This window comes from Comamonas thiooxydans (assembly GCF_002157685.2).
GTDB classification, from domain to species: domain Bacteria; phylum Pseudomonadota; class Gammaproteobacteria; order Burkholderiales; family Burkholderiaceae_C; genus Comamonas; species Comamonas testosteroni_H.
This window is the reverse complement of the sequence record NZ_AP026738.1, coordinates 2,536,945-2,561,389: the sequence shown is the minus strand read 5'-3', so window position 1 is coordinate 2,561,389 and position 24,445 is coordinate 2,536,945. Positions and strand designations below refer to the sequence as shown.

18 protein-coding genes and 1 pseudogene are annotated in these 24,445 nt (G+C 61.5%); 8 read left to right on the top strand and 11 right to left on the bottom strand.

What is annotated here, in order from left to right:
* Positions 1 to 22: 22 nt before the first annotated feature.
* Complete coding sequence (locus CTR2_RS11770; RefSeq protein ID WP_087083916.1) at positions 23 to 1,210, bottom strand: MFS transporter; 1,188 nt, start codon at positions 1,208 to 1,210, stop codon at positions 23 to 25.
* 102 nt (positions 1,211 to 1,312) lie between these two features.
* Between CTR2_RS11770 and CTR2_RS11765 the strand changes: the two genes are divergently transcribed.
* The 5 genes from CTR2_RS11765 to CTR2_RS11745 all read left to right on the top strand — a co-directional run bounded on the left by CTR2_RS11765 (position 1,313) and on the right by CTR2_RS11745 (position 5,555).
* Complete coding sequence (locus CTR2_RS11765) at positions 1,313 to 2,215, top strand: LysR family transcriptional regulator (protein WP_087083918.1); 903 nt, start codon at positions 1,313 to 1,315, stop codon at positions 2,213 to 2,215.
* Between the two features lie 765 nt (positions 2,216 to 2,980).
* On the top strand, positions 2,981 to 3,385 hold the full coding sequence (locus CTR2_RS11760; RefSeq protein WP_087083920.1) for a group III truncated hemoglobin: 405 nt from the start codon (positions 2,981 to 2,983) through the stop codon (positions 3,383 to 3,385).
* On the top strand, positions 3,378 to 4,643 hold the full coding sequence (locus CTR2_RS11755) for an NnrS family protein (protein ID WP_087083922.1): 1,266 nt from the start codon (positions 3,378 to 3,380) through the stop codon (positions 4,641 to 4,643). Before CTR2_RS11760 ends, CTR2_RS11755 begins: the two co-directional genes overlap by 8 nt.
* A gap of 13 nt (positions 4,644 to 4,656) precedes the next feature.
* Positions 4,657 to 5,118: an RrF2 family transcriptional regulator gene (locus CTR2_RS11750; RefSeq protein WP_087083924.1), complete on the top strand. Its 462-nt coding sequence runs from the start codon at positions 4,657 to 4,659 to the stop codon at positions 5,116 to 5,118.
* A complete protein-coding gene (locus tag CTR2_RS11745; protein WP_087083926.1) occupies positions 5,115 to 5,555 on the top strand; it encodes a CopD family copper resistance protein in 441 nt (146 codons plus the stop codon). Before CTR2_RS11750 ends, CTR2_RS11745 begins: the two co-directional genes overlap by 4 nt.
* Positions 5,556 to 5,636: 81 nt before the next feature.
* Here CTR2_RS11745 and CTR2_RS11740 read toward each other — a convergent pair whose 3' ends face one another.
* Positions 5,637 to 6,362: a ferredoxin--NADP reductase gene (locus CTR2_RS11740; protein WP_087083928.1), complete on the bottom strand. Its 726-nt coding sequence runs from the start codon at positions 6,360 to 6,362 to the stop codon at positions 5,637 to 5,639.
* A 148-nt stretch (positions 6,363 to 6,510) separates the two neighbouring features.
* Here CTR2_RS11740 and CTR2_RS11735 point away from each other — a divergent pair.
* Positions 6,511 to 6,990, top strand: a pseudogene (locus CTR2_RS11735) (agmatine deiminase family protein); the annotation flags it as partial.
* A gap of 492 nt (positions 6,991 to 7,482) precedes the next feature.
* On the opposite strand, the gene CTR2_RS11730 reads toward CTR2_RS11735, so the two are convergent.
* From CTR2_RS11730 to CTR2_RS11690, 9 genes are all read right to left on the bottom strand, one after another.
* Positions 7,483 to 9,033, bottom strand: coding sequence for a methyl-accepting chemotaxis protein (locus tag CTR2_RS11730; protein WP_087083931.1), 1,551 nt, complete (start codon positions 9,031 to 9,033; stop codon positions 7,483 to 7,485).
* A gap of 407 nt (positions 9,034 to 9,440) precedes the next feature.
* Positions 9,441 to 11,576 carry an autotransporter-associated beta strand repeat-containing protein gene (locus tag CTR2_RS11725; RefSeq protein WP_254913372.1) on the bottom strand — a complete coding sequence of 712 codons (2,136 nt, stop codon included), beginning with the start codon at positions 11,574 to 11,576 and terminating at the stop codon, positions 9,441 to 9,443.
* A gap of 181 nt (positions 11,577 to 11,757) precedes the next feature.
* Complete coding sequence (dnaE, locus tag CTR2_RS11720; RefSeq protein ID WP_087083935.1) at positions 11,758 to 15,168, bottom strand: DNA polymerase III subunit alpha; 3,411 nt, start codon at positions 15,166 to 15,168, stop codon at positions 11,758 to 11,760.
* The gene (locus tag CTR2_RS11715) at positions 15,161 to 16,669 is read right to left on the bottom strand and encodes a Y-family DNA polymerase (protein ID WP_087083937.1); all 1,509 of its coding nucleotides are present in this window, start codon (positions 16,667 to 16,669) and stop codon (positions 15,161 to 15,163) included. The genes dnaE and CTR2_RS11715 overlap by 8 nt, the downstream gene beginning before the upstream one ends.
* Before the next feature lies 1 nt (position 16,670).
* Positions 16,671 to 17,594, bottom strand: a complete 924-nt coding sequence (gene imuA / locus CTR2_RS11710) for a translesion DNA synthesis-associated protein ImuA (RefSeq protein WP_087083939.1) — start codon at positions 17,592 to 17,594, stop codon at positions 16,671 to 16,673.
* A 286-nt stretch (positions 17,595 to 17,880) separates the two neighbouring features.
* Entirely contained in the window at positions 17,881 to 19,233 is a 1,353-nt protein-coding gene (locus CTR2_RS11705) for an HD-GYP domain-containing protein (RefSeq protein WP_087083941.1), read from the bottom strand.
* Between the two features lie 196 nt (positions 19,234 to 19,429).
* Positions 19,430 to 20,068 carry a 3-oxoacid CoA-transferase subunit B gene (locus tag CTR2_RS11700; protein ID WP_003079436.1) on the bottom strand — a complete coding sequence of 213 codons (639 nt, stop codon included), beginning with the start codon at positions 20,066 to 20,068 and terminating at the stop codon, positions 19,430 to 19,432.
* Positions 20,069 to 20,098: 30 nt separating this feature from the next.
* Positions 20,099 to 20,575 (bottom strand): DUF3806 domain-containing protein, encoded by a 477-nt coding sequence (locus CTR2_RS11695; protein ID WP_087083943.1) that lies wholly within the window; start codon positions 20,573 to 20,575, stop codon positions 20,099 to 20,101.
* Positions 20,576 to 20,578: 3 nt separating this feature from the next.
* On the bottom strand, positions 20,579 to 21,277 hold the full coding sequence (locus tag CTR2_RS11690; RefSeq protein WP_003079441.1) for a CoA transferase subunit A: 699 nt from the start codon (positions 21,275 to 21,277) through the stop codon (positions 20,579 to 20,581).
* A gap of 74 nt (positions 21,278 to 21,351) precedes the next feature.
* Here CTR2_RS11690 and CTR2_RS11685 point away from each other — a divergent pair, with 74 nt between their 5' ends.
* Entirely contained in the window at positions 21,352 to 21,894 is a 543-nt protein-coding gene (locus CTR2_RS11685) for a PAS and helix-turn-helix domain-containing protein (RefSeq protein ID WP_003055436.1), read from the top strand.
* Positions 21,895 to 22,236: 342 nt separating this feature from the next.
* The gene (gene katG / locus CTR2_RS11680) at positions 22,237 to 24,438 is read left to right on the top strand and encodes a catalase/peroxidase HPI (protein WP_087083945.1); all 2,202 of its coding nucleotides are present in this window, start codon (positions 22,237 to 22,239) and stop codon (positions 24,436 to 24,438) included.
* Positions 24,439 to 24,445 lie beyond the last annotated feature (7 nt).

Here is a 24,445-nt window from a genome sequence, read left to right as displayed (position 1 = left end):
CGGTGTGAAACAGGTCCGGGACTCAAGCTTCTGCCAGCTTGAGCTGCACAGCCGCGCGGCGATCGAGACGGCCGGACAGCATGGTCAGGCCCAGGGCTCCCAGCGTCACCAGCGCCGCAACCCAGGGGGTATGCGCCAGACCCCAATGGCTGACGACCTGGGCGCCGGCCCAGGAGCCGCCGGCCACGCCCAGATTGAAGGCAGAGATATTGAAGCCCGTGGCCACATCGGTGGCATCAGGCGCGACTTCCTCGGCCAGGCGCACCACATAGACCTGCAGGCCGGGCACATTGCCAAAGGCCACGGCACCCCAAGCCAACACGGTCAACAGCATCAGCGGCTTGCTGGGGGCGGTGAAGGTCAACACCAGCAGCACGGCGGCCAGCAGCGCAAAAATGAGCTTGAGCGCCACTACCGGGCCCTTGCGGTCGGCCAGACGGCCGCCCCAGAAATTACCGACAGCCACCGAAACACCATAGGCCAACAGCACCAGGCTCACCATATTGGGGCTGAAGCCGGTGATGTCTTCCAGAATCGGGGCCAGGAAGGTGAAGGCGATCAGCGAGCCGCCATAGCCCACGGCCGTCATGGCATAGACCAGCAGCAGGCGCGGCTTCAACAGCACGCGCAACTGGCGGCTCAGCGGTGCCGGCTTGGTATGTGCAATATTGCGCGGCACCAAGGCCAGCGCACCAATCATGGCCACCAGGCCAAAGACGGCCACTACCAGGAAAGTAGTGCGCCAGCCAAAGTGCTGGCCGATGAAGGTGCCCAGAGGAATACCGGTGACGAAAGCCACAGTCATGCCACTGAACATGGTCGCGATCGCGCTGCCGCCCTTCTCACGTGGCACCAGGCTGGTCGCAACGATGGTTCCTACCGAGAAGAACACACCATGGGCCAGACCGGTCAGCAGACGGGCCACGATCAGCGTGCCATAGCCGGGAGCCAGCCAGGCCACCAGGTTGCCCACGGTGAACAAGGCCATGAGGCCGACCAGCAACAGCTTGCGCGGCACGCGGCCGGTCAGCGCCGTCAGAATGGGCGCGCCAACGGCCACGCCCAGCGCGTACAGGCTAACCAGCAGGCCGGCCGACGGCAGGGAAACGCTGAGGTCGGTAGCGATGGTCGGAATCAATCCGACGATGACGAATTCGGTGGTCCCTATGGCAAAAGCCGCCAGGGTCAGGGCAAGCAGGGCGAGAGGCATGGCTGCAATCCGGTGATATTTTTCAATGGAATGCAGTGTCCTCGGTTTATATTTGCAGATTAAGCCCTATATCAAACAAATTCTCTTGAATTAAATTCAACAATGAAGACCACCCTCGATGAATTGCAAGCCTTTGTAGCGGTCGTGGACACGGGCTCCATCACTGCCGCTTCAGAGCTGCTGGGCCTCACCATCTCGGCCACCAGCCGGACGCTGGGGAGACTGGAAGAAAAGCTTCAAACCACGCTGCTGCGCCGCACCACGCGCAGGCTTGAGCTGACCGAGGAAGGCTCCAGCTTTTTGCACAGCGCCCGCGCCATCATCGCCTCCGTCGACGAAGCCGAGGAGCAGATGGCCGCGCGGCGTATGCGCCCGGCCGGTCGGCTGCGCGTCGATGCAGCCACGCCCTTCATGCTGCATGTGCTGGTGCCGCTGATAGCGGGCTTTCGCGAGCGCTATCCCGAGGTGGAGTTGGAGCTCAATTCCAACGAAGGCATCATCGACCTGATCGAAAAACGCACCGATGTAGCCTTTCGCATCGGCGTGCTCAAGGACTCCACCCTGCACGCCCGTCCCGTCGGCACCAGTCAGGTCCGTGTTCTGGCCAGCCCCGCCTACCTCAAGCGCCACAGCGCGCCAAGCGACACGGAGCAGCTGGCCAGGCATTCGCTGCTGGGCTTCACCCAGCCCGAATCGCTCAACGACTGGCCACTGCGCGACGCAGCTGGCAACATTGTGCGCATTCAGCCGACGATTGCCTCCTCCAGCGGCGAGACCCTGCGCCACATGGCCTTGGCAGGCCTTGGCCTTGTCTGCCTGTCGGACTTCATGACGCGCGAAGACCGCAAGAGCGGCAAGCTGGTTCAGTTGTTCCCAGAGCAGACACTGGACGTACGCCAGTCCATCAACGCGGTCTACTACCGCAACACCGCGCTGGCGGCACGCATCACCTGCTTTGTGGACCATGTGATGGAGACCCTTGGTAGGCGACCATTCGCGGATTGACCTTCACGAAGTGACCTGCCTCCTTGTGCCTCAGTGGTAAAGGCATCTCCCACGGATTACGTCCCATGATGGTCTCTCATCGAGTTGAGGGCCACACAGGATGTGCTCTCTAGAGGGCGGGTTTCAACTCGCTTGAGCGACTAGCGACGATCGGCTTCCTCAGCCTTATGGCTGTCAGCGTCTTGCCGTAGCCATGAATTCATCATCTCGGCCATGAGCAGACTCCCATAGTGCACCTCCGAACTACAGCTGCAGGCTGTCTGAAGTCACTCGACTCAAAGATGCCAATGACAGCTAATGCCCAAAGCAGTCATTGGACTATCGCTAGTTTCGAGTGACCGCTTTTACCTGGGGCGAATTGGTGCCATTGACCCTAAGCAGAATTTCGGATGCACGTTAACAACGACTGAAATGCAGCGATGGCCGCTGTCCGTAGCCGCTCGCAACCTGTCGGACACCGCTCCATAACGGCCATCCGAGCATTGACGCCCGCAACTGCCCTGCCGTCCGGCTGTTACTCACCCCAGCGCAAACATCACGATGTCATTGCGCTCCCATGTACTTCATTGCTCGCGCTGACCAGGGTTTTGAGGAACTCTTCGACCAACCTGCACCGCTGTGCCGGCTGTGCGTCACAAGTTATCGACATAGGGTGGCCGTAGTCCCTGTAATGCAACAACACCATGCACCTAGAGACATGCCTAGTTATAAGATACATAATTAGTGAATCTTATGTGCAGTATCGACAGCGAAAGGAGTTGCGCAATGAGGATTCATGAGCTTTGCACTGAAGAGGAAGTCGTCAGCTTGGTGCACTCCTTCTATGCGCGAATACGCCAGGACGAGGTGCTCGGCCCCATCTTCGATGCGCGTATAGCGGACTGGGACCATCATCTGACCAAGCTGGTGGATTTCTGGTCGGCCATTTTGCGACGCACAGCACGCTTTTCAGGGGCTCCTATGCCCAAGCATGCTGCGCTACCCGGTCTAAGCCTAGAGCTGTTTGAGCGCTGGCTGGGCCTGTTCGAGGTCACGCTGGCCGAGCAACCCAACCGCGCAATGGCCAATCAAGCGTGGCAGGCGGCGCGCCGTATTGCACAGAGCCTGTGGTCGGGCTACCAGATGAGCCGTGATCCCAAGGCACTACCGGCGGTGGTGAGCCATGTCTGAGCTGCTGCAGATCGAGGAGCCGATGAGGTCTGTGCCCCAACCCAAGGCTCCTGCACCCCAGTGGAAAGCCTTATTGGAGCTTGGCTTCAGGCCCTTGTACATGGCCGGTTGTCTGTGGGCTGCGGTGTCGGTCGCGCTGTGGGTGTTCGCGCCACAGTGGCTTGCGGGGCGTTTGGGTGGCGTGCTGTGGCATGCGCACGAGATGTTGTGGGCCTTTGTGGCGACGATTGCCGTGGGCTTTCTGCTCACTGCGGCGAGTAACTGGACTGGAAGCAACCCTATTCAGGGCCGGGCGCTGGGCGGGTTGTGCGTGCTGTGGCTGCTGGCGCGCGTGGGTTTCTTGGTGGTGGGTGATACAGCTTTTGCTTTTGCCGTAGTGTGTGAACTGCTGTTTTTCGTCGTCGCTGCCGTAGTTCTGGGTCGGGTGATCTATACAGCACGCAGCCGACGCAATTACGGCCTGCCGCTGCTGGTGTCAGGTCTGGGTGTGGCCGATGCACTCTTTCTGCGCTCGGTATGGCAAGGCAGCGACTACGCAACGCTGATGCATTACCTTTATACAGGGCTGCTGTGCATGGCTGTGATTGCACTACTGGTGGCGCGGCGCGTTATTCCATTCTTCGCTATGCGGGCGGTGACGGATCTGCAGATTCCCATGCATACGGCCAGCGGGCAATGGCAACTCTGGGCTGGCGTGCTTGGCATTGTCTGTTTGTTGCTGGGATGGGGGCCGGGTATGGTGACCGCGTTGGCTGTCACGGGACTAATCACCCTATGGCAGGTGTTGGCCTGGAAACCCTGGGCTGTGCGTCAGGTGCCGTTGCTGTGGATTCTGTACCTGGGTCATGCGGCCTTGGGCACGGGCCTGCTGGTGGCAGCGCTGCAGGCGAGCAACTGGGTACTGCGCCTGGCCTGGCCGGTCCATGTGATCGGCGTGGCCGGCTTTGCGGTGCTGATAATCGGCATGGTGACACGTACGGCTTTGGGCCATCTGGGGCGACCATTGCGCGCCGATGGGAGCATCGTGGTCATGTATGTGCTGGTGCTTGCCGCCGCTTTGTTGCGCCTGCTGGCACTTCTGCCTGCGGGGCTCCCTCAAGTCGCGCTGCATGCCTCGGCGCTTGCATGGGGGCTGGCCTTTGCTTTGTACCTGTGGCGATTTGTGCCCTTGCTGATTCGGCCGCGCCTGCCACCAGCTGGACTCTCAGCGGCTCAGCCCTCAGGACAGGTCGCCAGCAAGTCCAGAGAATCTGTTTGAACGAGATCACTCAATGCGTCTAACCCTGATGACCGACTATGCGCTGCGGCTGCTCATGCATGTAGCCCAGCGACCAGATCGCCTGTGCACGATTTCCGAGGTTGCGCAGGCTTATAGCATTTCCGAGGCAAATCTGATGAAAGTGACGCATCAACTGGCCCTGCAGGGTTGGATAGAGACGGTACGTGGCAAGGGAGGCGGCATGCGCCTCGCCCGTGAACCTAAGCAGATCCATATCGGTACAGTGATACGTGGACTAGAGTCCGACTTCACGCTGGTGGAATGCTTTGGCAACGACAACCGGTGCACGCTGACCGGCGACTGCCGCCTTGCTGGCATGTTGCAAGGAGCTTTGCACAGCTTCATGGCGCATCTAGATGGCTTCACTCTTGCGGACCTGATACCGCCAACGTCTGTCAGCGCAGTGCCGTTGATTCCTGCCATACGACTGTCAAGAAAGGAGGCCCAGACATGAGCTATGGCCTGCTGATCACACTGCACCTGCTGGCCGCCGTGGCGTTTGCAGGCACAGTGTTCTTCGAAGTCGTGCTGCTGGCCAACGTGCACAGCCGAGTGCCGAAGCAGCACATGCTCCCCGTGGAGCAGGCGCTGGGAACACGCGCCACCGCCGTCATTCCCTGGGTGTTGCTAGTGCTGTATTCTGCGGGAGCAGGCTTGGCCTGGCAGCACCGATCGGTACTGGCACACCCATTGGCCAGCAGTACAGGCATGCTGATGGTGCTCAAGATTGCGCTGGCGCTTAGCGTGCTTGCGCACTTCGCCAGCGCCATGTGGTGGCGCCGCCAAGGACAACTTAATGGGCGACGCTCGCACCGATTGCATCTGAGCGTGTTCTGCCACGTGCTGGTCATTGTCTTGCTGGCCAAGGCCATGTTCTATCTGCACTGGTAAGAGACTAGCGAGGTATGCCAAGCGGCTGCATCCAAATACGTCATGGCAGACTTTCCCCTTGATCAGGGTGAGTCTGCCAATTCAATATCCAAAGAACTCCTCACTACGCACATCGTCCTCATCAATGCCGGCTGATAACAGCAACTGCTGCATTGCCGCCACCATGGAAGGTGGGCCAGCAACATAAAAGATCGGATTAGCCAAGCCCTCAATGGCCTGCTGGAGCCACTCTCTATCGATCGTTTGTGTATCACCACTCCAATCCACGGCTGAGTGCGCCATATCCGTCATGGTGGCCTTGAGCCGGAATTTTGGATTCTTCTTTTCGAGAGCTTGAAGTTCAGAGAGAAACGCCGAATCTTCTGGACGACGATTGGAATACAGCAGAAGCAAATCCTGCTGTGACTGCTGCATTGCAGCGTTTCGAAGCATGCTCATGAACGGCGTCACGCCAATCCCACCGGCGATGAGCACACCCGCTCGCGCCGTGTTTTTGTGCAAGGTAAGCGAACCAAATGGTCCATCGATATCCAACTCAGCACCTACGGGTAGAGCTCCCAAAGCGCGTTTGTAAACACTGTCCCTCATCCGCGTGGCAAACACTAGTTCACTCTCGTGTGGCGCGCTGACAATGGAGAACGCGTGACATCGCTCCTCGTTGCTCTCCCCAGGGACCGCGCCTGGCAGCTGGATTTCAAACGCCTGTCCAGGGCGGAAATCAAACCCCGCCGGTTTGGCGAGATGGAATGCCATCGTACCCTGTGCAACCTCTTCGCGTTCGAGGATTTTGCTGTGCTCTATGCCCATGATTCACTCCTTAGCAATCAATGGATCTACACATTGGATGTGTCCAATGGAGCAAATATTCCCGTCAATCGATACCCACCGTAAGAAACGGGTCGAATTGGGCGTTCTCATTGAACCGACCACCTCAGCCTGTTATGGCAGCGTTCGAAAAGCGCTACGCCGAGTGCTGGGCATCGAGAAAGTCATCTGGTTGCCAGGAATTGCGGGTCAAGACATCACCGATGGCCATACCGACTTTTATGCCCGCTTCTGCGCGCCCGGTGTGGTGGTGGCCGGTTTCGAGGGCGATTCGTCCTCGCCTGAGCATGCGGTCACACGTCGCCATCTCGACATCCTGCGCAAAGCCACGGATGTGCGTGGTCTTCCATTAAAGGTTGTGACCATGCCAGGGCCTGACCATGTTCGGCCGCAGTATGAGAACAAGGACTTTGCTGCAGGCTATATCAACTTTTATGTATGCAATGGCGCGGTGCTATGCCCTGAGTTTGGTCATGTGCAAGCCGATCGCAACACGAAAGCGATCCTGCGTGAGCAATTTCCCGGACGCGACATCGTGCAACTCAACATTGACGCAATCGCAGCTGGCGGTGGAGGTATCCACTGCACCACACAGCAGCAGCCGGCCTGAAATGATCAATGGGCCTGTCCAGAATGAGAGGTTTCATAAGACAGTGCCTTTGAAAGCCTTGTCACGGGCGGTGATCTCGTAGCCACTTCGTATTCATCTTGCAACCACGCGGCATACAGGATGGTGAAGTCGATAGCGGATGCCTGAATCAGATCTGCCGAATTGCGGTACGGCGGCAGATACGCGCCAATCTCATCGTGCCTCCACCCAAGCAGGCCCTGTTTTTGCTCAATTGCTGCCGTTGAGCTATCCGACCGCTTTTGCCCGTCTTGCTGTCCGGCCTCCCAAGGTCTCGCTGTCTCCAGTACCGCAAGCAGAAATCTGCGGGACTGCCTATATCGAAAGACTCATGGCAGCTTTCAGGCGCGACAGTGCCGTAGTGTTTCGGCCATATTCGGCATGCCAGGGATGGGGCGGCAGCCAGAAGGCATTTCAGCCTCCTGCACTGTCGCGGACAAACCTTTAGGCTTCAGTCCCGGTCGCTCTACAGAATCAGGCGCTCTTGAGGCGGAAGACGCTGACCATCTGCGACAAGTCGCTGGTCTGCTGCTGCATGGATTGCGCAGCAGCGGTGGACTCTTCCACAAGGGCGGCATTCTGCTGGGTCACCAGATCCATCTCGGCCACCGCGCGGTTGATCTGCTCGATGCCGCTGGTCTGCTCATGGCTGGCGGCGGTGATCTCACCCATGATGTCCGTCACACGCTGCACACTGCTGACGATTTCATCCATGGTCTGACCGGCCTGGCTGACCTGCGCACTGCCCTCCTCCACCTTGGTGACCGAGGCCTGAATCAGCTGCTTGATTTCCTTGGCCGCTTCAGCGCTGCGACCGGCCAGAGAGCGCACCTCCGATGCCACGACGGCAAAGCCGCGGCCTTGTTCGCCGGCACGGGCTGCTTCCACGGCGGCGTTCAACGCCAGGATATTGGTCTGGAAAGCAATGCTGTCGATCACGCCGATGATGTCGGAAATCTTGCGCGAAGACTGACTAATGGCACCCATGGTCTCCACCACTTGCGACACCACCATGCCTCCCTTGACAGCCACATCGGAGGCCGACAGCGCCAGCTGATTGGCCTGACTGGCGTTATCGGCGTTTTGCTTGACCGTGGAAGTGAGCTGCTCCATGGAGGCAGCGGTCTGCTGCAGGGAACTGGCCTGCTCTTCCGTGCGCGCAGACAGGTCATGGTTGCCCGCTGCAATCTGGCCCGACGCTGTGGCAATGCTGTCCGTGCCCTGACGCACCTGTCCCACCAGCCTATCCAGGCTGGAATTCATATCGTGCAAGGCCTGCATGAGCTGCCCGGTTTCATCGCTGCTGTTCACATGGATCTTGGCCGTCAGATCACCATCGGCCACGCGGCGAGCCACGCCGACCGCATGCTTGAGCGGAGCGGTGATGCCTTGCGTAAGACGCCAGGCGCTGACAGAGCCGATGGCCAGAGCCAGCAAGGCCAGAACCAGGAAGTACGTCCTACTGCTGCTCTCGATCTGCTCCACCTCTGCCGCCTTGGCATCCAAGCTGGCGCGCTGCAGGTTCAGCAACTCGCCGAGCAGCTTCAGATAACCCTGGGCGGCCGGCACATAGCTGTTGATCAGCGTGGACTCCGCCTCTTCGGCCATGCCATCGGCCTTGAGCTGACTGACCTTGTCGCGGCTGGCGAGATAGGTCTTGCGCACCTGCATGATCTTGTCCAGGATCTCGCGCTCCGCAGGCTGGGTGATCAGGGGTTCGATCTGCTTGAGCACATTGGCCGTGCTCTTGGTAGTGGCAGCCGCATCCGCAGCCAGAAACTGCACCAGACTTGCGTCGCTGCTCTTGGCGATGGCCGTGGTGCGTGCCACCGCCACGCTGACATTGCTGTTCCAGTCGCTGATCAGGCGTTCCTTGGTCAGCGGCTCCTGCATCATCTGCTGCGTGGCCTTGCCCACCGAGTTCAGCTGCCAGATGCCGATAACCGTGATCACCACGGCAAATGCCAACACCACTGCGAACCCCAGGCCCAGTCGGGCACCAATGTTCAGCTTGGTCAATCTCATCGCTTTCATCCATTCCATAGAAAAGTAAATAGCCGGCAAAGCGGCCACTCCGATACATGAAATGGGGCCGATCCGGCAAAGCCGCTTGCTGCGTCACTCGCCTAGCGCAAATCGCAACACAATGTAATTAGTATTATCAAGGGATTACGTCGCTGGATTGAGCTAGCAGGCCAACGACTCAAGAGGCTTTGTAGAAATGCCTTCGGCGGCTCAACTCCTCGCATCTGCAAATAGCAAGACCATTGCTTTCGAGCAGACCACTGTTAGAAATCTCGTCACATAGATGAACAGCGGCCACGCCCCGGGAAGGCCTCAGCGTCATTGCATCCTGAAAAGTGCGGGCCTCTTTTGCAAACGCAAAAAGGCCTGCGCCGCGAAATCGCGCAGGCCTTCTACCTCAAGCCCGATCAACTGGCCAATGTGATGGTCACGCTGGTGTCGCCATAGCTCGCAGTGGACTTTGCGAAACCATCCACCACCACACTGGTGAACTTGTTGTGCACGCCTTTGGCGGTCAACACGACAATCCTGTCACCCGCCTTGGGTGTGTAACCGCTGATGAAGCTCACGTTCAAAGCACCTGCCAGTGCAGCATGGTCGGTCACCGCCAACGTACCGGCAGTGCTGCTGGAAAGCGCCAAGTTCAACTCCCCCGACTTCTGGGTGTAAGAGCCTCTCACCTGGAGCTGGTTGCCGTTGGTTGCCAAAGTACCGCCATCGACGTATACCGCGCCGATGCCTATCGCGGTGGAAGAGTCCGCACGCAAGGTGCCCGCGGAAACCACGGTGCCGCCGCTATATGTATTCGCGCCTGTCAATGCCAGAGTGCCGCTTCCACGCTTGGTCAGCTTGCCCGCGCCGCTGATGTCGTTGCGCCAACGGTCAAAAGTGCAGAAGCCCGAAGCACAGAAGCCTTCGATGCTGTCGTTCATGGTGACGGTCACATCTGCCTCCAGTCTGCCGTAGCCGCTGGCCGCATCGAACAGGTTCAGTCGCCCAAAGCCTTCTTCATCGTCAAGCACTGGGTAGCCGGAATCGATGGCCGTGGTTTTGAGCACGGCTCGCCGCTGGTCTGCCGTCAGATAGGGAAAGCGGGTCTCCAGCAGGGTTTCCATTCCTTTGGGTACAACGGCAGGCTTGCCAGCCTTGGCCTTGTCTTGTGCAAAACCGAATGTCAGCCGCCTGAGATATTCCGCCTTGGTGATCGCGAAATCCGCAAAGCGGTCTTCGCCGGGCTTGGCCGAGTGCGCAACGTTCCAAAGCTCCACGCCGGTATTCACGCCCAGTCTGCTTCGCAACTGCGCTTGTGCTTGCTGAAACACGAGCTGACGCTGTGCTTCGGTATAGCTCAGACCTCGATCGCCAGCGCCCTTCAGAAAAGGCATCCATACGGACGAACCCAGCATGCGCCCGCCCATGACGCCCAGCGCCGAATGCATGCCGGCACGAATGCGGTTTTCACCGGCCTCAAGCCCGCGCGCCAGGGCTTCATGGAAACGCTGCGGCGCCATATAGGCAATAGCCATTGAATAGCGCACGAATTCGGCGGTATGGCCGCTGGGGAAGTCGGAGTCCTGCTGTGCCTTGACCTGCGCAGCAGCTGCATCATCACCTGCTGCGCGACGCGACATCAGTTCTGGCAGCACTTTGACGACCGGCAGGCTGCTGTCGGCAGCCGACCAGCGATACGGACGGGCGAATTTGTAAAAACCTTTGGGCCCGTTGTCCGAAGCAATATTGCCGACCGTGGCATTGTCAACGAACTGAAGCACCGCGCCGAACTCGGGGTTGGTCTGGATATTGGTATCGCCCCAGCCAGCGCTGGGATTCTTTGCAAGATCATCCCAAGCCTGGCCCAGCGGCCCCAGCGAGCCTCCCATGACCGTGCGCGTGACCTTGTTGCCGGTGTCGTCGAGCTTGATGTCCTCCTTCTGCGCATCGGTGTAAATCGTCTGTGTGGTCAGCTTGGACGAGTACGCCATATTCTGCAGAAATAGCTCGTTCTTCTTGATCGTTCCCGTGGTCCCTGCGGCCGGCGCCTGGCCTGGCGTGCTATCAGTGTTGTCTGCTGTAAGCACATGCCAGACACCGTTCCATGTAGTCAGAGCGAAAGCCTCACATCCCTGCTTTCCGGCGACGTTGGTATCCGGTGTGGTCGCGCCAGGCGCGAAGATTCCAGCGAAATCGGATTTCTTGAAACCGTTCATCTTCCGCTCGGAAGGCTCCCAGATATCGAGGAAGCCCGAGAGAATGCGCAGCGTGCTGTTGGTGGTGTGATCGGCATAGCAGGAGTTGTTGCCATTGGCCGTTGCATCATGCCTGCCGGAGTTGAAGACGGTGGCATCTTCGCGGTATCTGGGTACATCGGTGCGCGACACAGGCATGCTGGTCGCAGCTTGCGCTGTGACGTTGATCGTCTCGGTGCCCAGCCCTGCGGGCGGGCCGGGAATCACGTACTCGGCCACCTGGTCTTGATTGCCGCCGTCACCGCCGCCGCAGCCAGCCAGAGTCAATATTGTTGCCAGGGCGACGGCACGAAGCACGAATGTTTTCTTGTGTGCGGAAAAATGAACAGGTGTCTGCATACGCAAGCCAATCTCAAAGGGCGGAAAAGCCCGCAATCTTGGTAAGCGATCGTGAATCCGTTATGACATATCAATAAAATGGGCTTGCGTTTTCTGCCGCTCCGACTGTGCAATGCAACCGACTCGGCCCCCTTGGCGCTCAATGAAAATCCCGGCTGTTCAGTCCGACCTCGGCAAACCGCCCCAGCCAGCGGGTCACATCCCTGGCCTTCATCACGACCAGATGGCGAACCGCAGGCTCATCCCCTGTCTGGGCCGCAGGCATATCCCCCGCTGATTCCGACGCCTCCAGCTGCGGGGCCGTGCTGCGCTGCCAGATGCCCTCCACCGCCAGCAGACGCGAGGCCAACAACGCAGAGCGCCAGCGCGCAAAGGTCTGACTCCAGACCACCAGGTTGATGACACCGGTTTCGTCTTCCAGCGTGATGAACAGCGTGCCGTTGGCAGTAGGCGGGCGCTGGCGCACGGTGACGATGCCGCAGGCACGCAGCTTCTGGCCCGGCAGCATCTGGCGCAGCTCGGCTGCGGTTTTCAGGCCATGTCGTGCCAGCCTGGGACGCAGCAGGGCCAGCGGGTGGCGGCGCAGGCTCAGGCCGGTGGCGGCATAGTCGAACATGATTTCCTCGCCCTCGGCGGCCTGGGGCAGTTCAAGCCTTGGCTCATGAATGGCGGCCTGCGCAAAGATGGGCGGCAGGCTGGCCTGCGCAGCAGCATCCCACATCTGCTGGCGGCGATGGCCGGCCAGACTGCGCAGCGCGTCCGCCGCAGCCAGGGCCTCCATATCCGCCTTGTCCAGCCGGGCCCGGATGGCCAGATCGCTCACGTCCTTCCACGGAGCCTGCGCAGCTTCACCTTCGATCCGCAGCGCAGCGGCCTTGCCCAGCCTGGCAACCCGGTTCAGCCCCAGGCGCACGGCCGGCTGGGGCTGGGCCACGCCGCGCATGGCTTGCAGAGGAGCTTCCAAGGTGCAATGCCAGCGGCTATGGCAGACATCGATAGGCAGCACGCGCACTCCGTGTCGGCGCGCATCCTGTACCAGTTGGGACGGCGAATAAAAACCCATGGGCTGGGCATTGAGCAGCGCCTGCAGAAAGATGGCCGGCTCATGGCGCTTGAGCCAGGCGCTCGCATAGGCCAGCAGTGCAAAGCTGTAGGCATGACTTTCGGGGAAGCCATATTCGCCAAAGCCCAGCATCTGCGCAAAGATGGCCTGAGCGAATTCCAGCTTGTAACCACGCGCCACCATACCGTCGATCAACGGGCGCTCGAACTTGTGTACGCCGCCCTTGCGCTTCCAGGCCGCCATGGAGCGGCGCAGCTCATCGGCCTGGCCGGCCGAGAACTTGGCAGCATCCATGGCGATCTGCATCACCTGCTCCTGAAAGATGGGCACGCCCAGGGTTCTCAGCAAGGCATTTTCAAGCTCCGGTTTTTCAAGCTTGAGTGGCAGCTTCCGGCGTGCACGCTCGCGCGCCAGCAGATAGGGATGAACCATGCCGCCCTGAATCGGGCCGGGGCGCACGATGGCGACCTCGACCACCAGGTCATAGAAGGTACGCGGCTGCAGGCGCGGCAGCATGCTCATCTGGGCACGGCTTTCGATCTGGAAAGTACCCACGGTATCGGCCTGGCAGATCATCTCGTAGGTCGCGGCATCCTCCTGCGGAATCTGGTGCAGCTCCCATGGCTCGCCACGCCAACGAGCGCGCTCGTTCAAGGCATTGCGCAACATGGTGAGCATGCCCAGGGCCAGCACATCGACCTTGAGCAGGCCCACGACATCGAGATCGTCCTTGTCCCACTGAATGACGGAGCGCTTGGCCATCGTGGCAGGCTCCACGGGCACCAGACGCGTGAGCTTGCCCTCGGTCAGCACAAAACCGCCCACATGCTGGCTGAGGTGGCGCGGGCTGTCCTTGAGCTGCCAGGCCAGCTCTATCCAGAGGCGCAACCTATGCACGCCCACTGCGCAATGCATTTCGCGTGCCAGCACCTCGGCCTCCTGGAGCTTGCGCTGCACCCAGTCTTCGGGCAGTGCTTCGGGCGCCTGGTCCTCCTCTGCCGCATCCGCCGTCTCCGCGTGCGCCTGTGCTTGCGCCTGGGCATGCTCGCTGAACCAGTACTGCCCCTTGGCCAGGGCATCGATCAGATCGGCCCGCAGGCCCAGCGCCTTGCCCACATCGCGCAGCGCGCTGCGGCTGCGCCAGCAGCTGACCACGGCCGTGAGCGCAGCGCGGTCGCGCCCGTACTTGCCGTAGATGTACTGAATGACCTCTTCGCGCCGCGCATGCTCGAAATCCACATCGATATCGGGTGGCTCGCTGCGCTCCTTGCTGATAAAGCGCTCGAAGAGCAGATTGTTGTTTTCCGGATCTACCGCCGTGATGCCCAGGCAGTAGCAGACCGCAGAATTGGCCGCCGAGCCTCGCCCCTGGCAGAGAATGCCGACGCTGCGCGCATAGCGCACGATGTCATGCACGGTGAGAAAGTACATCTCGTACTTCTGATCCTCAATCAGCGCCAGCTCTTTGTGCAGCTGATCGTGCACGTCCTCGGGAATGCCCTGGGGATAGCGTCCCGCCGCGCCCTCCCAGGTCAGCCAGGCCAGGGTCTGCGTGGCCGTCATGCCGGGCAGCACGCTCTCTTGCGGATAGTGGTAGCGAATCTCGTCCAGGCTGAAGTTGCAACGCGCCGCCAGCTCCAGCGTCGCCTCCAGCATGGCTCTGGGATAGAGCGAAGCCAGCCGCAGACGCGAGCGCAGATGCCGCTCGGCATTGGGCTGCAGTGCAAAGCCGCATTCAGCCACGGTGCGCCCCAAGCGTATTGCCGTGACCACATCCTGCAGCGGCTTGCGCGAGCGCGCATGCATATGGACATCTCCGCAGGCCAGCAAGCGCAGCCCCAGCGCCGCGCCCGCCTGCTGCAGGGTCTGCAGCCACAGGCTGTCGTCGGGCGCCAGGTGCAGCTCCACGCCCAGCCACAGGTTATTTGTCGAAAAATGCGCTGAAACATTTTCCAGACAAGCGGTTATAGCTATCAAATCCGATGCATCGAGCTGCTCGCGCTGCGGCAGCAGCAGGCATTCGCAGCCTTGCTGCAGCAGCTGCCAGGGACTGGATTCATCGACCAGATAGTCGCCCTTGCCTGAGCGGCTGCGCGCAGCGGTGATGAATTCACAGAGATTGCCCCAGCCTTGCAGATCACGCACCAGCACCACCAGCCTGAGCGGGCCCCAGGCGAATTCGCTGCCATGGATCAGGTGCAGGCCGCAGTCCCGCGCCGCTTCAAAGGCACGCACGGCACCGGCTACCGAACATTCGTCGGTCAGCGCCAGCGCCGCATAGCCCAGGCTTTTGGCCCGGTGCACCAGCTCGGCAGGCGATGAAGCACCGCGCAGGAAACTGAAATTCGAGAGGCAATGCAGCTCGGCATAGGCCAGCGGCCCTTTGCCCATGCCCTGGGCCACGGGGCTGGTCGGTATGGCGGCAGGCGGCGGCCCTGCGAGGCGCAGTGCGGGAGCGGGCGGCTCAACCAGGATCTGCTCAGCCATACACGCCTTGTGCAAACCAGCAGGCGGGGCTGGCGGTCATGCTCATCAGGTGTTCGCTACGGGCGCGCTCGCGGTAAATCCAGACATGGCCGACCACGGCGTTATAGGCCACGAAATAGTCACGCACGGCCAGGCCGGCCGGCGCGCCGACCTGGGCCTCGGCAAACGCATCGCCAGCCACATCCCACCAGCCGGACTCCAGCCTGTAGGGCCCGGCCCTGAGCTGCAGCGGCCCATGCCATTGGGGACGGTTGCCCTGCACGGGCAAGGCCTGGGGCTTGGACAGCAGCCAGGGCGGCCACAGGGCTTGCCAGGGATCGGCACAGCCGGGCTGACGGCGCGGCCTGAAGCCGGCCCCCGCCTCGGCCCTGGCGCTAGCCCTGGTGCCCCCTGGCTTCTGGCTCTGCAGCAGCTTCGCCGCAGCTTGCCAGCACTGCATCTGCTCAGGGCGGTGATCGGCCAGCGGCTGCACCATTTGCACGGTCTCCTCGCCCCAGCGGGCGCTCAGGCGTTCCACCCATTCATGCCAGGCCAGAGTATCCGACAGGCCCTGGCCCTGGGCGGCAGGCAGGCAGCTCAGCGGCTCGGCCGTCCAGGCAACCGTCTCCAGCGCCTGCAACTCCAGCATGTCCACGGGGGCGCGCCAGCGCTGCTGGCCCAGGTGCTCACGCAACAGGCGCTGCAAATGCGCCATGCCCTGCGTGGGCTGGGCCGTGCGGATGACAAGCGCTTCCCAGGCCGGCAGCTCCTGGCCGTCAATACGGCGCAGATCATGGTGCCAGCGCAATCGCAGCGCCAGCACCGCATGGTGACGGGCCTGCAGCCAGGACTGCAGCGCGCGCAACAGCGGCTGGGCGGCATGGAGCACGGCATCGGCATGGTGAGCCGGATAACCCAGGTCGTGGCGTAGCTCGAACTGCTGAGGCAGTTGCAGCCAGTCAAGCGGCTGAGGCAGCAAACCATAGGCCTCGTCGAGCACACGCAGAGCCTTGGCTCCAATGCGACGCGACAGCCCCGCACGCGGCAGAGCGCGCACATCGCCCCAGCTGCGGCAGCCCAGACGCAGCAGCACGGCGCCGTGCTGCTCCAGGGCGCTCAGCGTCCATAGCGGCAGCGCATCGGCATGCAGCGATGACTCAGGCATGGACAAGGAAGCAGGAACGGTGCCGCAAGGCCGGTCCTGCTGCAGCCGCAGCCGTGCCAAAGCCTGCCAGGCCGTGCCGCCCTGTCCGCGCAGCGGCTGCAGTGCCGCATCCCCGCCCCCGGACTCCGGGTGGCCAGCCTGGCAAGCTTGCGCAAAAGCACTGTCCAGTCGCGCCAGCAAGACCTCGGCTCCACCCCAAAGACGCTGCACCATGCTGGTCTCCATGAGCAAGGCGTCTTCGAGCAAGGCCACCCGCGGCGAAAACTCCAGTGCCCACCAGCAGGCACTCTCTGGCACCGGACTGGACTGACTCAGGCAGGCCAGAGGCCAGGCCATCCAGTGCTCTGCGCTGCCCATCTCATGCCTCCGTCGTCCAAGGCGAAGCCGTTGCAGGAGCTGCGACAGTCATGCGCCCCTGCATGAGCATGGCAGCCTCCTCGCTCTGGCGCGCATGTCTTTGAGACTGCGCCTGCAGCACTGGCTGCCAGGCCCATTGCGAAAGCGGGAGCTGTATGGGACGCTCCAGCAAAGGCCCGCGCCGCTTCAGTATCTGTATCTGCAAACCCGGCGCCTGCTGGGCAGCGGAGTCTGCCGTGACTCTCTCCAGTCTCAACCGCAACGCAGCAGGAGAGCTGTGCGGCTCGGCCTGCGACTCCTGCCATAGCCACAGAGGCCGGCCCTGCGAAGCGGCAGCCAGTTGCAAGCGGCGCAGCGTGGACGCTGGAAGCTCGGGCAACCAGGCCAGCACCGCCAGCACATCCCGGCAATGCAGAGCCTGCTCACAGGCCCAGGCCAGATCCTGGGCACTGCGCCCCGGCTGCACCGCACACAGCCGCTTCGCGTCAATGCCGGCGGCCTGCAAGGCCGGGGCAAAAGGCAGATAGGGTGGAGCCACCAGCACCAGCTGGCCCAGCCCGGAATCCGTGCGTGAAGCCGCATGCTGCCGGACACGGGCGGCCAGCGCAGGCAACAGCAAGGCCCACTCCGCATGACAGTGCGCGGGTTGCTGCAGCTGAATCAAGGCATTTCCGGGCCAGCCTCCGCCCGGCAGCTCGGCATCCAGCGCAGCATGACCGCTGGGCCAGACCTGAGGGCCGGCGCCGGCCTGCCAGTCCGTGCCGCGCCAGACACCGGGAATCTGTATGGCGGACAAAGGCGGGCTGCTCGCAGCGGGCAGACCCGGCCGCACGCCCTTCTCTGCACCTGTTTGCTGCCGGACAGACTCCGTCATGCCGGGCGGTGAGCCAGGATGGACCAAGGATGTCAGAGGCTGGGTGTGCATGCGAAAACTCTTGAATACTGTACAAATATACAGTTATTCGAGTTTTCACGCAAAACAAGGCCTTAATATCGGCGGCAGATACGGCCGACCCTTTTATATCGGACGTTGTGCGCTATCAAAAATACTTTTTCAGGATGGCGCACACAGATGCGACAAAGCACGCCGCGCTGCGGCGTGATGCACAGAATCTTGAAGAAATACCGGTTTAGCGCTTGTCAATCAAGCGCCTGCAGCTATCAAACTTGAGGTCAGCCGTCGTCGCAGGCAAAACTCGCAGTCAATGCCCTCAATTGAGCGACTGCTTGTCGGCATTCATGGCCGAGCTGCGGCCTGCCTGCGGCATCAGCTGAGCGCAGGCCTCGCACCATTCGGCCACCGCGACTTCCAGTGTGGAGCCGCCCTGTCCCAGCGTGGGCCAGCGGCGCAGGCAGTCGTTCATGATGGCCTGCAACTGCCACAGGGCCTCGCGGTTGACCAGGGCCAGCTCGCTCATGCCCAGGGCGTCGTCCTTGAGGTAGCTCAGCACATCCAGCTGCTGGCTGGGGTGGGAGCCCGCTTCGGCCAGCTGTTTCTGCAGTTGCGCAAGACTGGCTTCCACGGCCACCGCCGCCTGCGCATCGGGCATTTGCTGCCAGTGCTCGGGAAAATCGCGCCGGAGTTCGCTCCATTTGCGCAGCGCAGCCTCCAGGGCCGCAATGCTGTGCGAGAACTCGGCCTGCAGCGGCGCCAGTGGCTTGCCAGGACTGATTTCGTCATAGAGCAGCGGCAAAATCAGGTGCACCAGATCGGCCGGATAGCTCTTGTGGTTCATGCGCAGCATGAGCGACAGGCGCTGGCCCGGCATGTCCGTGAATTTCTCGAAGAAGGCCGAGACCACCTCGGCCAGCAGCAGCACCTGCCCCATGGGCGAAATGGCGTTGCCCTTGATGCCGCGCGGATAGCCGGAACCATCCATGCGCTCATGGTGCTCGAGCACGGCGATTTCCACGGCGCGCGAATACAGTTCTGTGCTGCGCACCACCAGCATGGCGGTGACGGAATGCGCGACCAGATGCTTGCGCTCCTCGCCGCTCAAGCGGTGGTCCGGGTCGGTCCAGACCGGGTCCATATAGAGCATGCCCACATCGTGCAGCAGCGCGGCCGTGGCCAGCGGCACGCATTCGCGCTCGGTCCAGCCGTTCTTGAGCGCCAGAAAGATCGCCACCAGCGTCATCTGCAGGCTGTGCTGGTAGAGGTCGGTGCGCTGCTCGCGCATGACGGTGAGCTTGAAGGCGATGGCCTGGGGCAGCAGCAAGCTCTTGAGCGGCGCCAGTAGACGCTCGATATCGCCCATGGACGCCACCATGCGATGCAGTAGGTCGACCTGCTCGCATTGCTGACGCGCCAGGGTGACCAGGGATGCCACGTCGACCAGGTCGCCCGTGATCAGGTTGGCATCGATCGGATCACGCAGCTTGTGCATGACCAGACGGTCATAGAGACGACTGTCAACACGTGTGCCTTTGTCCACCAATTTCATGCCCTTGTCGGTATAGATTGCATCGCCTGTCATGACCTCCGTATGCTCGGCCATATCGGTGACTGCGCGCAAAAAATGTACATCGGTCTCGTGCCCCTGCGCACCAGCGTTCTCACTCATCAAAGCGCTCTGTTTCTGTCTGCTCAATCAAACTCGATTGTTGCAGATTGCAATAATTTGTGGGCCACAATTCAAGCAAAAACAGCTTACATCGCTTGTGCCATCAACCCCGGCAGCTATTAATTCTGCTGATTCCGCAGAAAAAGCATAAAAAAAGAACCGCCGCAGCGGTTCTTGCCCGGGAGCGCAGCGCCGCTTATTTCAGCAGCGTCACACCCGTCTTGGACTGGATCTCGTCAAAGCTCACGCCCTCGGCGAGCTCCACCAGCTTCAGGCCTTCGGGTGTCACGTCCATCACACCCAGATCGGTGATGATGCGATCCACTACGCCCAGACCCGTCAGCGGCAGGGTGCAGCTGGGCAGGATCTTCAGGTCGGTCGTGCCGTCCTTTTTCTTGGCCACATGTTCCATGAGCACGATGACGCGCTTGACGCCCGCCACCAGGTCCATCGCTCCGCCCATGCCCTTGACCATCTTGCCGGGAATCATCCAGTTGGCCAGATCGCCTTTTTCGGACACCTGCATGGCGCCCAGAATGGACAGATTGATCTTGCCGCCGCGAATCATGGCAAACGACTGGTCGGATCCGAAGATGGCCGAGCCGGGAAGCGTGGTCACGGTCTGCTTGCCGGCGTTGATCAGGTCGGCGTCGACCTGGTCCTCGGTCGGGAAGGGGCCGATGCCCAGCATGCCGTTCTCGGACTGCAGCCACACTTCCTTGTCACCCGTGTGGTTGGCCACCAGCGTGGGAATGCCGATACCGAGATTGACGTAGAAACCGTCTTCGAGTTCTTGGGCCGCGCGCGCGGCCATCTGGTCTTGGGTCCAGGGCATAAGAGCCTCCTGAATAAATCGTGATTGACGTTATTGGTAGTCGCCGGAGTCGATCATGGGCTGCAGGTGCGAAATCACACCATCGAGCAAGTGCAGCAGATCGACACTCTGGCCGTCTTCGAGCCGTTTGAGGACCATGTCGCGAGCCCCCACCTGGATGCTGGTTTCGCGGTAGCGCACAACGGGGTCAGTTCCCCATTCGTCGCTCACCATATGCCAGTCCATATCGTCCATTTCGCAGCTCAGCGCGTCACCCAGCACCACGCCCAGTCCTCGGGCCAGCAACAGGTTGTCGACCGACACCAGGCCGCGATCGAGCAGCGGCTGCAGCTGCGCCAGACCCGAGCGGTCCATGCTCCAGTCGCCCAGCCCCAGTTCGCGGGCCGCGACCTGGCACACCAGCAAGCGTTCGCGCTCCAGTTGCTCCAGCTCTTGCGCGGCCAGCGCACGAAAGACCGGTACGTCGGCCTGGGCGGCAGCCTCGGGCGAATAGGACGTATCCGCCATATTTCAGGCTTCGCGCACGGTGCGCTTTTCGATGCGCTTTTCGGGATTGGCGTTGTGCACGATGCGGTGCACATAGATGCCGGGCAGATGGATGTCGTCGGGAGCGATCTCGCCCACTTCCACCAGCTCCTCGACCTCCACCACGCAGACCTTGCCGCAGGTGGCTGCCGCAGGGTTGAAGTTGCGCGCCGTCAGGCGGAACTGCAGATTGCCGCTCTTGTCCGCGCGCCAGGCCTTGACCAGGGACACATCGGCCACGATGGCGTGCTCCATCACATAGGTTTCGCCGTCGAATTCGCGCAACTCCTTGCCCTCGGCCACCAGCGTGCCCACACCGGTCTTGGTGAAGAAGGCGGGAATGCCGGCGCCGCCAGCGCGCATCTTCTCGGCCAGCGTGCCCTGAGGCGTGAACTCCAGCTCCAGCTCACCGGCCAGGTACTGGCGCTCGAACTCCTTGTTCTCGCCCACATAGCTGGAGATCATCTTCTTGACCTGGCGGGTGTCCAGCAGCTTGCCCAGACCAAAGCCGTCCACGCCGGCGTTGTTGGATGCCACCGTGAGGTTCTTGACGCCGCTGGCGCAAACCGCATCGATCAGGGCCTCGGGAATGCCGCACAGGCCGAAGCCGCCAACGGCCAGCAATTGCCCGTCGGACACCACGCCCTGCAGCGCCGCTTCTGCGGATGGGTAGAGCTTTTTCACACATGTCTCCTTGAAATTGGATGCGCTACGATACTACGTACTTAAGTAAGTAGTTTTTCGTAAAGAGCAGTACCATGGTTGTGGATTACCGGCTGGCGTTCGACGCCGCCCCTGTAGGTCTCGTCATCTCGCGCAACCGCATCATGATTGACTGTAATCGGCAATTGTGTGAAATGTTCCACGCATCGCGCGAAGTACTCATAGGACAGACATTCCAGGTGCTTTATCCCAGCGTTGACGAATACGAGCGCCTGGGCGCGCGCATTGCCCCGATTCTCAACACCACAGGCATCTATTCCGACAACCGCATCATGAAGCGCGCCAATGGCGAGGTGTTCTGGTGCCATGTCAGCGGCCGCACGCTGGACCGCAACGATCCCCATGCCTCGGGCATCTGGAGCTTCGAGGACCTTTCGGCCCATCGCCCCGTCAAGGCCGAGCTCACGGGCCGCGAACGCGAAGTCGCTGCGCGTCTTCTCGAAGGCATGACCAGCAAGGAAATCGGCAAGGCACTGGCCATCAGCCATCGCACCGTGGAAATCTACCGCGCCCGGCTGATGCGCAAATACGGCGCCTCCACCGCAGCCGATCTGGTGCACAAGCTGGTAGCCGGCTGAGCCGCTGCCACAGCTGAGGTCAGGTAGGTCAACGACCTGATTTGATGGCTCATGCTTGTGTAAACAGGCAGGCTCGCATACGCTCAAAAGTCACAGTCTCAGTCACTTTGCGAAGTATCTGAACCCGACTTTGCGTCGGCTCAAGACTCGACCCATATTTCTTCCTATGGCGCTGCTTAGTAATTTCAATAGCACAACACGCCCTTCAGGCCAGCCGCGCACCGATAATTCATCTCAACCAATCGCCAATAGCTATTGAGTTGAATTGATTGATATCAATCATTGATTGATATCTGTTTCCTGGACCTACCGACCTGTCGGATCGTTGAAACGGAGAGCCCCATGACTACTGAATCCAAGTGCCCCTTCCACCAAGGACAGAACAGCGAAACCGCCGCCGCAGGCAACGCCACCAGCAACAAGGACTGGTGGCCCAATCAGCTGCGTGTGGATCTGCTCAGCCAGCACTCCGCCAAAAGCAACCCCTTGGGCGAAGACTTCAACTACGCCCAGGCCTTCCAGAAGCTGGACTATGAAGCCGTCAAGCGCGATCTGCGCGCCCTGATGACCGACTCGCAGGACTGGTGGCCTGCCGACTTCGGCCACTACGGCCCCCAGTTCATCCGCATGGCCTGGCACGCAGCCGGCACCTATCGCATTCAAGACGGTCGCGGCGGCGCGGGCCGCGCCCAGCAGCGCTTTGCCCCGCTCAACAGCTGGCCTGACAACGTCAACATCGACAAGTCGCGCCGCCTGCTGTGGCCGATCAAGCAAAAGTACGGCAACCAGATTTCCTGGGGCGACCTGATGATGCTGTGCGGCAACGTCGCACTGGAAACCATGGGATTCCGCACCTTCGGCTTCGGCGGCGGTCGCGTGGACACCTGGGAACCCGATCAGGATGTGTACTGGGGCGCAGAGAAGGAATGGCTGGCGCCCACCCAGAACCCGCACAGCCGCTACAGCGGCGAGCGCGACCTCGAGAACCCGCTGGCCGCCGTGCAGATGGGTCTGATCTATGTCAACCCCGAAGGCCCGGACGGCAATGGCGACCCCCTCTCGGCCGCGCATGACATCCGCGACACCTTTGCCCGCATGGCCATGGATGACGAGGAAACCGTGGCGCTGATCGCCGGCGGCCACACCTTCGGCAAGACCCATGGTGCCGGCCCCGCCACCCATGTGGGCGCCGAGCCCGAAGCCGCCGGCCTGGAAGCCCAGGGCCTGGGCTGGGCCAGCAGCTACAAGTCCGGCAAGGCCGGCGACGCCATCACCTCGGGCCTGGAAGTGACCTGGACCCAGACCCCTGCACAGTGGAGCAACTTCTTCTTCGAGAATCTGTTCAAGTACGAATGGGTGCAGGAAAAGAGCCCTGCCGGCGCCATTCAGTGGGTTGCCAAGGACGCCGGCGATGTCATCCCCGACGCGCATGGCGGCCCCAACAAGAAGCCCACCATGCTGACCACCGACCTGTCGCTGCGCATGGACCCGGCCTACGAGAAGATCTCGCGCCGCTTCCTTGAAAACCCACAGGCTTTCGCCGAAGCCTTTGCCCGCGCCTGGTTCAAGCTGACCCACCGCGACATGGGCCCTCGTGCGCGCTATCTGGGCCCAGAAGTACCTCGGGAAGAACTGATCTGGCAAGACCCCATCCCCGCCACCAAGCATGAACTGGTCAACGACGCCGATGTAGCCGCCCTCAAGGCCAGGCTGCTGGCATCGGGCCTGTCGGTGCAGGAGCTGGTGGCCACGGCCTGGGCCTCGGCCTCCACCTTCCGTGGTTCGGACAAGCGCGGCGGCGCCAACGGTGCCCGCATCCGCCTGGCTCCGCAAAAGGACTGGGCAGCCAACAACCCCGCGCAACTGGCCAAGGTACTGACCAAGCTCGAAGAAATCCAGCGCGAGTTCAACAAGGCGGCAGAAGGTGACAAGCGCATCTCGCTGGCCGACCTGATCGTGCTGGCCGGTAGTGCCGGCGTGGAAAAAGCAGCCGCAGACGCCGGTGTTCAGATCACCGTGCCCTTCACTCCTGGTCGTGGCGACGCGAGCGACGAGCAGACCGATGCCGAATCCTTCGCGCCGCTGGAACCCAAGGCCGACGGCTTCCGCAACCACCTGCAAGGACGTTTCCCAGCACCCGCCGAAGCCCTGCTGATCGACAAGGCCCAGTTGCTGACGCTCACCGCCCCCGAGATGACCGTGCTGATCGGCGGCCTGCGTGCCATCAACATCAACACCGCCGGCAACCACGGCGTGCTGACCCAGACTCCGGGCAAGCTGACGAACGACTTCTTCGTCAACCTGCTGGACATGGGCACACAGTGGCAGCCTCTGGAGGATGGCAGCTACGAAGGCGTGGACCGCAAGAGCGGTGCCAGGAAGTGGAGCGGTACCCGCGTGGACCTGGTCTTCGGCTCCAACGCCGTTCTGCGCGCCGTGGCCGAGATCTATGCCGAGAAGGGCAACGAGCAGAAGTTCTACCGGGACTTCGTCGCCGCCTGGGTCAAGGTCATGGAACTGGACCGCTTCGACCTGAAGAAGTAACAGGGCG

What these genes read in the sequence shown, in the direction of transcription:
- CTR2_RS11770 (WP_087083916.1), bottom strand. Translation starts at nt 1,210, where the DNA reads ATGCCTCTCGCCCTGCTTGCCCTGACCCTGGCGGCTTTTGCCATAGGG.
- CTR2_RS11765 (WP_087083918.1), top strand. Translation starts at nt 1,313, where the DNA reads ATGAAGACCACCCTCGATGAATTGCAAGCCTTTGTAGCGGTCGTGGAC.
- CTR2_RS11760 (WP_087083920.1), top strand. Translation starts at nt 2,981, where the DNA reads ATGAGGATTCATGAGCTTTGCACTGAAGAGGAAGTCGTCAGCTTGGTG.
- CTR2_RS11755 (WP_087083922.1), top strand. Translation starts at nt 3,378, where the DNA reads ATGTCTGAGCTGCTGCAGATCGAGGAGCCGATGAGGTCTGTGCCCCAA.
- CTR2_RS11750 (WP_087083924.1), top strand. Translation starts at nt 4,657, where the DNA reads ATGCGTCTAACCCTGATGACCGACTATGCGCTGCGGCTGCTCATGCAT.
- CTR2_RS11745 (WP_087083926.1), top strand. Translation starts at nt 5,115, where the DNA reads ATGAGCTATGGCCTGCTGATCACACTGCACCTGCTGGCCGCCGTGGCG.
- CTR2_RS11740 (WP_087083928.1), bottom strand. Translation starts at nt 6,362, where the DNA reads ATGGGCATAGAGCACAGCAAAATCCTCGAACGCGAAGAGGTTGCACAG.
- CTR2_RS11730 (WP_087083931.1), bottom strand. Translation starts at nt 9,033, where the DNA reads ATGAGATTGACCAAGCTGAACATTGGTGCCCGACTGGGCCTGGGGTTC.
- dnaE (WP_087083935.1), bottom strand. Translation starts at nt 15,168, where the DNA reads ATGGCTGAGCAGATCCTGGTTGAGCCGCCCGCTCCCGCACTGCGCCTC.
- CTR2_RS11715 (WP_087083937.1), bottom strand. Translation starts at nt 16,669, where the DNA reads ATGGGCAGCGCAGAGCACTGGATGGCCTGGCCTCTGGCCTGCCTGAGT.
- imuA (WP_087083939.1), bottom strand. Translation starts at nt 17,594, where the DNA reads ATGCACACCCAGCCTCTGACATCCTTGGTCCATCCTGGCTCACCGCCC.
- CTR2_RS11705 (WP_087083941.1), bottom strand. Translation starts at nt 19,233, where the DNA reads ATGAGTGAGAACGCTGGTGCGCAGGGGCACGAGACCGATGTACATTTT.
- CTR2_RS11700 (WP_003079436.1), bottom strand. Translation starts at nt 20,068, where the DNA reads ATGCCCTGGACCCAAGACCAGATGGCCGCGCGCGCGGCCCAAGAACTC.
- CTR2_RS11695 (WP_087083943.1), bottom strand. Translation starts at nt 20,575, where the DNA reads ATGGCGGATACGTCCTATTCGCCCGAGGCTGCCGCCCAGGCCGACGTA.
- CTR2_RS11685 (WP_003055436.1), top strand. Translation starts at nt 21,352, where the DNA reads ATGGTTGTGGATTACCGGCTGGCGTTCGACGCCGCCCCTGTAGGTCTC.
- katG (WP_087083945.1), top strand. Translation starts at nt 22,237, where the DNA reads ATGACTACTGAATCCAAGTGCCCCTTCCACCAAGGACAGAACAGCGAA.